The sequence below is a fragment of the Desulfomonilaceae bacterium genome (genome assembly GCA_041662605.1).
Taxonomy (GTDB): domain Bacteria; phylum Desulfobacterota; class Desulfomonilia; order Desulfomonilales; family Desulfomonilaceae; genus CAJBEZ01.
The window spans coordinates 33,972-43,524 of record JBAZSD010000031.1 but is presented as its reverse complement, the minus strand read 5'-3'; the positions used below and the strand labels follow the sequence as shown (position 1 = coordinate 43,524).

The window sequence follows — 9,553 nt, the reverse complement described above, 5'->3', positions numbered from 1 at the left end:
AAACCAGGTTGAAGGCGAATTGGCATTTTCTTTGTCCTCCCTGCTTGATATACTTTCCCTATAGCACAGACTGAACAAGCCGCGAAGACTGTGGACTGAAAAATCAATCAATTTTTAGAGACGCCCTTTAAATATACCTTTGGGCGCCACGCGCCCGCAAACTAATTCTTTGATGCGTGATTGACAAGCTTCATAATAAAAAAATCAAGAAAAAGATATTGATGTTTCGAGTGCTTAAATTTACTGAATTTTCGTCCAATAGTATATTTTCCAAGATCTTTTTTCCGTGTATAACGGTTCTCATCCGCTGGGATCAGGTAAAGGGGAATAGGCGCCATGAGCAAGAATGAATCAGGGTTTGCGCAGCTCACTTGGGATGATTTGTCTACTTGGGCCGCGTCGACAAGTCTGTCTCGGGGGAAGTCCTACAAAACCCAGGTTCAGGACCTCAATATGACAAAGGATGGAGGGATTATCGCCTGGGTTCAAGGTTCGGAACTTTACGCTACCAAGGTGATGATCGACTCTTCAGGAAAACTTTCAGCCAGTTGTTCATGCCCAAGTTATTGGAATCCCTGTAAACACAGTGTAGCCCTGGTTCTATCCTTGCTTGACTCATTGAAAAGCAAAAAGGATATCCCCGAAGCTTCAGCAAATGACCGGCGATTTCGATTGATCGAGGAGAAAAAAAGCGCACGAACTTCGGATTGGATCACGGACGAGGAAGACGAAGAAGACGCTGATTCAGAATTTGCGGAAACCTTGGACGGGTCAGAAGAGGAACATGACTCAAATTTGCCTGAGCCTCCCAGGCGTTCTGGCAAAACGCGCAGGGCTACCGTAGTGCGCCGAAAAATCGAGAGCATGAGCAAAGATCAATTGGTAGAGTTCGTAGTAAATCTCGTTGACGAGCATCCTGAGATCGGCGCCCGTATTGAAGAGGAGGAAGACGTCAGGAGCGGTCGAATCAGCAAGACTGTGAGATCAATCCGTTCCGAAATAGAAAACCTGGCGTCTGAACCGGCGTGGGAAAACCACTGGTCAGGAGAAAATAATATTCCGGACTATTCGCATGTACGTGCCCGATTGGAATCGCTACTGAATTCAGGTCACGCGGATGAAGTTCTCGACTTGGGCAAAGATCTGTGGAGTTTGGGTAACGAACAAGTGGAATCGTCGAATGATGAAGGAGAAACCGGCGAGCAGATTGCGGAATGCATGAAAGTAATTTTTCGGGCGTTGGATAAATCCACACTAGCTTCTTCCGACCAGATTTTGTGGATGATTGAGACTTTTCTGGAAGATGAATTTGGGATACTGGATGACCCGCAAGATTATTTTGATGATAATCAATATGATGAAAATGCCTGGAGCGAGGTGGCCAATACCCTTTTAAACCGACTCGGGAATTTACCGTTGTCGGACAATAGGGAAACTTTTCATGAAGACTATAAGCGTAGGCAGGTCGTGGATTGGGCAATCATGGCGCTGGAACTGTCCGGAAGGGAACAGGAGATAGTTCCTTTACTTAAACGTGAAGCTCCTTTAACCCAATGTTATGGTTTGCTAATTGAGCGTCTGCTTGAAGCGGGCATGAGGGTCGAAGCTAAAGCTACTGCGGTTGAGGGCTTCCAACTCACTATAGACAAAGCCCCTGGAATCGCATGGAAACTTGAAGACAAATTGCGGAGAATGGCGGAAGAAGACAAGCAGCTTTCCATGGTCGCAGCTTACCGGGCACTGGAATTCTTTAACCACTCATCATTGGAATCCTACAAGGACCTCGAGAAAGCAGCGGAGGCAGTCGGCGAATGGACGACAGTCAAAGAGGCTGTTATCGCTTTCTTGCAGAAAGGCGTCAGACCTGATGTTAAGGCCAAGACCGGCAAGGCTAAAGCAGTCGGCTCAAACATAAACTTGTGGCCACTTCCAAGTCCCGAGATATCAACAGAGATTAAGGCTTCAAGGTATCAACAGTTCCCCGATGTTAGCCCTTTAATCGCAATATCAATTTATGAGAAGGATACCCCTGAGGTTTTACGATGGTATGAGATAGCCAAGAAAACCCCATACCTTGCCAGTTCCTTCGATACCCAGGTTGCCGAGGCGGTCAAGAATTCACACCCTGATGAATCATTGAAAATATGGTGGAAATTAGCAGAGAATCAGATAAACCTTGTGAAAACCTCGGCTTATGAAGTAGCGGCTATGTACTTGCGACAAATGCGGGATGTATATCAGAAGACTGGGCGTGTTGACGAGTGGACCACCCTCATTGCTGGAATCAGGGCAAAACATAAGGCAAAGCGCAATTTAATGCAGATTCTTGACGGAATGATGGGAAAAAGAATAATTGACACATGATCTCAGTTACATGAAAGCAGGGAATCCAAATGTGATTTCTGATATACATAAAAATAGAGGCGCAGGAATGCGAATTAAGATTATAGTTGAACCAAGTGAAAACAAAATGCGATTACTTTCTTAGACCTGAAAGTTATGAGGTTTGTCTGCTCGAGGGGAAGCGATGAAAAAACGTGATCGACTTGTCAGCAATCCTGGCGACAAAGTAAAATCCGGGAAGTCCGTGGACAACCTATTGTTATTTCCAGTTTCAACTGAGCCTTCGGAACTCGAGCCTCCGGTTAGAATAAAATTGACCGTGTCGGGGAAAAGCGCCGCTAAAAAGAAAATCGAGGGTTACCTCAAAAAATATTTGAATTCTCTCGAAACAGTAACGATTACAGATTACGAAGCTCATTACTGGATCAGCGTAATTGGTATAGTTGACAACCGAGTCGGCTATAACATTTCATATTTTATTGCGGGACTGTACCCATCGCTTAAGGAGGATTTATCTGAGGGGCTCGACGAGAGCGAAGCGGAAATTATGTCAGATCTCCTTGATGGATTGTGCTCCGTCTTTGAACATCGAATCAAGGTAGGACCTCCAGAAAAGCTTCAGAGTTGCTGCGAAGAAATCGTCGACGACTTTGATGAAAACTTCGCTCAGGAGTTTATATTCGTGCAGAAGACGCTTCGGAACGAATCAGAGTTATGACTTTGTGTCTGCCCTTCAAGTGTTTTTCCACAAAAATTGCATAATATCACTGTCTCACTTACTGTTCGAGTCTATCTGAATCGTGGCCATGCACTGTTGCTCCCTTCATTGCTTTTCAGTAGAAAATCATAATCTGAAAAATAACAGATGAAGAGCTGCGCATAACATTTTTATCGATTTCCATTTTTCCTGAAAAAGCTGATTTTCTTGAACAGGAAAACGACGATAATCAGGGAAATCCCCACAGAGAGAGAAATGATCACTTTGACCGCTGAAACCACTTGGTTATCTCTTCGGTAATCGCCGGGACTAAAGACAAACCAATAACTGCGCCCCATTCCCGGAAGCTGAGCGGATTTGTTTGAAAAATGGCATTCAAAAATGGCACAATAACCGTTACCACTAGAAGTCCCATTGAAATCAATACGGCGCCTACCATGAATCGATTTGAGAATAAGCCAATTTGAAAGACAGAGAACCTGTCTGAGCGGACTGTGAAAGCACGGAACAACTCACACATGGAAAGCGTTACAAATGCCATGGTTCCGGCCGTAGTAACTTCAACGCCACTCCAGTTGTATTTAAAAAGAAAGAAAAGAGGATGTTCCTCTGGTGGAATCGCTCCAACAGACTGCAAATGCCAGAAAAGGCCTAGTGAAAAAGCGGTTAGAGTTACACCACTTTGAGCGACGGCCTGAATCAGGATGCCTTTACGCATCGGGCCATGAATGATCGGTTCGGTCTTGGGCCTGGGAGGATGCAGCATCACGTCCGGGTCGCCTTTTTCCTTGGCCAGAGCTAGGGCCGGGGCTCCATCAGTCACCAGGTTGAGCCATAAGAGCTGAATTGCGGTAAGTGGACAGGGAAAGCCAAACAGAGTAGGCAGGAAGATAATCAGAATCTCCGCCACATTTGACGAGAGAAGGAAAAAAACGAACCTCCTGATGTTGGCATAGATGATACGACCCTGTTCTACCGCAGCCACAATGCTCACATAGTTGTCATCCGTAAGGACCATGTCCGCAGTTTCCTTGGCGACGTCCGAACCGGTGATACCCATAGCGATTCCGATGTCGGCGCGCTTAAGCGCCGGAGCGTCGTTCACGCCGTCGCCGGTCATGGCGACTATCTCACCTCGTTGTTTGAGTCCATCCACGATACGCACTTTGTGCTCAGGATTGACACGAGCAAAAATGTTTGTTGAGCCAAGCGCCTCGATAAGCCCTGGTTTGTCAAGACGATCAATCGCTTGGCCTCTCAGAACCTGGCCCTCATTTTCTATAAGACCTATGTCTCTACCTATAGCTGCCGCAGTATCCGGGTAGTCGCCAGTTATCATGATAGTTCGTATCCCCGCCAGGCGCGCGGAGGCAATGGCTGACCGCGCCTCAGGTCTAGCCGGATCTATAATCCCAACCAGCCCTAGAAAAACCAGGTTGCTCTCCAGTTCGGCAGGGACATCCACGTTAGGAGCCGAATAAGAAACACGATACGAAACAGCGATTACGCGGAGCGCCTCACGCGCCATCAATTTGTAGGCGTTCAGAATCTGCTCTCTACGATCATCACTCAGAAGCGCGGTCTCCCCTGTGATACGCTGGTAATGCGTGCAAAATCCCATGAGTACCCCTGGAGCGCCCTTACAAGCTGTGATGTAAATGTCCTTGTTCTGGACAGTGTCAATAATGAAGGGGAAGCCTGATGCCATGTCCTCACGATTGGCGCCAAGGTGTACGGTGGACATACGTTTTCTCGCAGAATCAAAAGGGATCTCGAATATTCTCGGATATAGTCTGTCGAGTTCGGCCTTGTGAACTCCGGCCTTCACTGCCGCCACCACAATGGCCCCTTCAGTCGGATCTCCAACCATCCGAAATGATCCGTCACGTTCTTTGCCGGAAGTCTCCAGATATGCGTCTGAGGCAAGGGTCCCTGACAATAATGTCGATATGGCCCCAGGATATTCCGTTATATCTATCCGCTTGTCTTCCAGGTGGAATTGTCCCTTTGGCTCATACCCTTCTCCTGTGATGCAAAACATGTGATCATCCGTCCACAAGCGGACCGCGGTCATCTGGTTCTGGGTGAGCGTGCCCGTTTTGTCGGAGCAGATGACGCTGACCGATCCCAGGGTTTCAACAGCGGCCAACCTCCGCATAAGCGCATGCCGTCGGACCATCTCTTTCATTCCGAGGGCGAGAGTGATGGTGACCACAGCGGGAAGCCCTTCCGGCACTGCCGCGATTGCGAGGCTCACAGCAATAATGAAAAGCGACGAAAGAACGTTGGAGTATTTGCTAAGATAAACTAAAAACCCTCCATCCGGACCGGTGATCAGCGAAAGATTGGTCTGATTCAAAACCGCCACCATGAAAACTACCGCACAGATCACCATGCAGGCGTATCCAAGTTGTTTGCCTAGTTGATCAAGCCTCTGCTGCAGGGGTGTAGGCTCCGTTGAAATCGTACTAAGCATCTCGGCGATCATTCCCATCTGTGTTTGCATTCCTGTCGCCACCACTAATCCGCTGCCGCGTCCGTACGAAATAAGCGTTCCCATGAAAGCGGCGTTTCGTCGATCCCCCAAGGGGATATCTTCCTCCAGAACTTCATCGGCTTGTTTGGTTACGGGTACGGATTCACCGGTGAGAGCAGCCTCCTCGATACGCAGATTAACTGTTTCGATGAGGCGTAAATCCGCAGGCACATAATTCCCGGCCTCCATTATCACAACATCGCCAGGCACGAGTTCCCGACTCGGAATAGTTACCCTCACACCGTCACGGACCACGTTAGAATTAGGCGCCGCCATTTTTTTCAGCGCAGCGAGGGCCTCCTCGGCCTTAGATTCCTGGATGACTCCAATGATTGCGTTGAGTAGTACTATTGCCATTATGACCGAAGCTTCGAGATACTCTCCCAAAAATGAGGAGACAAGACTCGCTACAATCAGCATCATGACTACGAAATTCTCAAATTGGGCTAACAACAGGCGCCAAAAGGGATGACGCGGAGCTTCCTGAAGCTCATTGTAACCTGATCCCTCAAGGCGGCGAGCAGCTTCTTTATTACTAAGGCCCCTGTCTAGATCCGCGCCGAAGCTGCGGGCTGTTTCTTCTGCTGAAAGGGTGTGCCAGACTAGCGCCACGCCCGTGTCCCTTTGGTTCATACGATCTAACCTCCAATTAGCTGTCGCAAATGTTTGAGATCGTTTATTCTGAAATCAGATCCCGGTTAAATTAATAAAGAAACCCGAGTCAATATGTCTCGGCAAACTGGCTGGCTATTTGGGATCACCTACCCAGTTCGTCATAGTCACCACGTTTGGAAAACCTATCCTGATAGCCCCATGAAACAGTTTTTTCGGGTTTAAGCATCTGTAGAGCTTCATGGGTGGTTCCGTGATATAGTGTTTCTACATAGGGAACGCTTCTTCTCAGGAACCACCGGCGAAACTTAGAAAAAGAATATCATGGCTTATTGGAACACTGCAACGAACTCTGTATCCTAACTCCAGCAGGCGTTCACCAGAGTTCCTGTTTAGGCTGCGAGTCTTTATTCTTTGTTTTTGACTGGCGTGTTCATGAACAGACGCCTTAATCACGAATGTAGAGAAATAGAATGGACCAGTCCAGGTTTGAACAAAAATTCATAGGCTTTGAAGAGGCGTTGAGTCTTGCCCTGGATAGCGTCCTCCCGCTCCCGGAAGAGTGGTGTTCAACGGTGGATTCACTGGGAAGAATAGCGTCACGTGACATAACGGCCATAGTTGACTCCCCGTCGGTCGATTCGTCGATGAAAGACGGTTATGCTGTTGTCTCCAGCGATATTTCCGCCGCGACATCTTCCCGACCGGTTGAGCTGAAGCTCATCGGCGTAATTGGGGCCGGGGCGGACCCGGAAATGTCGATTGGCATAGCGCCCGGAACGGCGGTCCGCATACTTAGCGGCTCAGTCATTCCCAAAGGCGCAGACGCAGTTCTTGCCGAAGAGTTCACGGAAGAGCGTCCAGGCGCTGTTCTTGCTTTTGCCGACGCTTATCCCGGGAGGAACATCCTTTGCAGAGGCGCCGACGTGAGCGCCGGAGAGGTTCTGGTCCGAACCGGCGTAGAGCTTACACCTGGCAGGATTGGTCTGCTGGTGGCCGGCGGAGTTTCGCAGGCGCCGGTTGTTCGTAGGCCTCGCGTTGGTCTCCTTGCTACAGGAGATGAGGTTTTACTTCCTGGGAGACCAATCAAAGAGGGAAAACTTTATGCCAGTAACGTGGCGTTGCAGGAAGCGTGGTTACGTTCGAAAGGCATCCCTTGCTCAATCGAAGTCTGTGGAGATTCATTCGATAAACTGGCAGCTTCGATTGAATCGATGATTGACGGCCTGGACGTTTTGATCACCTCTGGCGGAGCCTGGACTGGGGATCGCGATCTGGTTGTGAAAGTCCTGGACAGCCTCGGGTGGAAACTTATTTTTCACAGGGTCCGCATGGGTCCGGGAAAAGCCGTTGGAATGGGGCAGATTGACGGAAAAACCATCTTTTGTCTCCCTGGCGGTCCGCCTTCCAACGAGATGGCTTTCTTCATGATCGTACTGCCCTCGCTCCTACGCATGGCAGGTTGCAAGGCGCATCCGTTTCTTCAACTCTACGGACGACTGGTTCGGGAAGTTGTCTGCCAGTCGGATTGGACACAGTTTGTCCACTGCGATTTATCGAGACAGAACTCTGAGTTTCATTTGGCGCCACTGGACATGACACGGCGTCTATCCGGGATGAACCGAACCCGGGCAATAATCAAGATTCCAGAGGGAGTTGGACGGCTCGAATCTCAGACTATAGTTCCTTTCGCTGCTCTAGATCTGTACGGAATTGAGGTGGATATTTGTCCGTGTCCGCTGATTACCGGGCCAGCTCCATTTATACTGGCTGCTCACGGATTTCAGACAAAAAAGAGGTCAACCTGAGCTTCGTGTCCAAGCTATCATCATCCAGCACATTTGATACAAATAAAACAGTATGCCGAACCCATAAAACTCGTGAGACCACGAAGGCGGGTCTTGATTTATCCCGACAGGCGCATTATTCATGGTTAATTGGGACAATCAGTTATTTATGAGCGCCTGCGACAGGCTGCCTCATGAAATCGGAGTTACAAGCTGATGAACAGTGAGCCGGTCGCAATGTCAACCGTAATAGTGGCGATGCATGACATGATCGTGGAGTCCGTCCGAAGCATGGCCCCGATAGCGCGAAAAACACTTCTTGCGTCAGGTTCGCATATCCCTACCGCAATTTTACACACCATGTCCGGCCTCTTCCCCATCATTATCCCTTATGAGACTCAGGAACAGAAAAAGCTGCTTGTGGAATATGTAAAGAAAGAGGCGATAGAACGGCACGCCTTCGCTGTAACAACAATAACAAATTCGAGCATAATTGACTGCCGCACTGGGATGGGTGAAGAGGCGCTCGTCTTTGCCACTTCTGTTCAGGGTGGCTTGCCCTACGTTGTGATTCAGAAATATACGAGAAACGAACTTGGCGCGATAGCTAATTTTCATGATATCCTTGAGGGTGATGACGCGGCCATAATCGGTCAGATGATCATCTTCCCGGACTGGGACCTGGAAAACGAACACTAACAGATCTATCCCGCAAACTTCATCTTAAGCTCCAAGCTCATGTTTGAAAGGATGTCGGCCTATGCCAAAAATGCTTGTAGTAAACGCAAGTCCTCACGGGGAAAAAGGCATTACGGGAATTATTCAGAAGGCTTTTGTCCAGGGAGCTGTCGCGGCCGGAGCCGAGGTTGACGAAGTATTCCTGAACAGGAAAAAGATCAATCCATGCATGGGCTGTTTCACCTGCTGGATAAAAACGCCTGGAAAATGCGTTTTCAAGGATGATCAGGCAGACCTGATTGAGAAATGCGACTGGTGTGATATTTTCGTCCTGGCGACACCGCTGTATGTTGACGGTATGACGGCTCAGGCGAAAATTTTTCTCGACAGACTGATTCCTTGCGCCAAACCGGAGTTTATTATTCTGGACGATCATTGCCGTCATCCACAAAGGATAGACAGAGAATGGAAGTTTGTTCTCATAAGCGGTTGCGGTTTTTACGAAATGGACAACTTTGAGGCATTACAACATCATTGTGAGCGAATGTGCCTGAATTTCCACGCCCAGTACGCGGGTCACGTGCTTCGTCCTCACGCTCACATACTGGAATTCGCTGACATGCTTCCCGAAGAAACAAGCAAATGTCTCAACGCTATCAGCAAAGCCGGCGAGGAGGTCTGCCTCCATGGAAAGATCTCGAACGAGATCATGACTGAGGCGAGCGCTCCCATCGTTCCGAGATCGGCTTATGTAAACGCAGTAAACGTGTACTGGGACCAAGAGCTTTCGAAAATTAAACGAAAATAGCTATTTTTATAAAACTTTCTTTTTTCTCATCATTTCCTGAAATCAGGAAACGATCGCCTGGAATGTCGCTT

At 48.5% G+C, this 9,553-nt stretch carries 6 protein-coding genes; 5 read left to right on the top strand and 1 reads right to left on the bottom strand.

Translation table 11 applies throughout. The features are described 5' to 3' along the window. Positions 1-336: 336 nt before the first annotated feature. Positions 337-2,364: an SWIM zinc finger family protein gene (locus WC647_17790; protein ID MFA6224156.1), complete on the top strand. Its 2,028-nt coding sequence runs from the start codon at positions 337-339 to the stop codon at positions 2,362-2,364. A gap of 163 nt (positions 2,365-2,527) precedes the next feature. Continuing rightward, a complete protein-coding gene (locus WC647_17785) occupies positions 2,528-3,061 on the top strand; it encodes a hypothetical protein (protein MFA6224155.1) in 534 nt (177 codons plus the stop codon). 259 nt (positions 3,062-3,320) lie between these two features. Here the strand turns inward: WC647_17785 and WC647_17780 are convergent, their stop codons facing one another. Next, the gene (locus WC647_17780) at positions 3,321-6,230 is read right to left on the bottom strand and encodes a cation-translocating P-type ATPase (protein MFA6224154.1); all 2,910 of its coding nucleotides are present in this window, start codon (positions 6,228-6,230) and stop codon (positions 3,321-3,323) included. Positions 6,231-6,682: 452 nt separating this feature from the next. On the opposite strand from WC647_17780, the gene WC647_17775 reads away from it, so the two are divergent. From WC647_17775 to WC647_17765, 3 genes are all read left to right on the top strand, one after another. Next, complete coding sequence (locus WC647_17775; GenBank protein MFA6224153.1) at positions 6,683-8,017, top strand: molybdopterin molybdotransferase MoeA; 1,335 nt, start codon at positions 6,683-6,685, stop codon at positions 8,015-8,017. A gap of 195 nt (positions 8,018-8,212) precedes the next feature. After that, positions 8,213-8,695 (top strand): hypothetical protein, encoded by a 483-nt coding sequence (locus WC647_17770; protein MFA6224152.1) that lies wholly within the window; start codon positions 8,213-8,215, stop codon positions 8,693-8,695. A 61-nt stretch (positions 8,696-8,756) separates the two neighbouring features. Next, positions 8,757-9,482, top strand: a complete 726-nt coding sequence (locus WC647_17765) for a flavodoxin family protein (GenBank protein MFA6224151.1) — start codon at positions 8,757-8,759, stop codon at positions 9,480-9,482. Positions 9,483-9,553 lie beyond the last annotated feature (71 nt).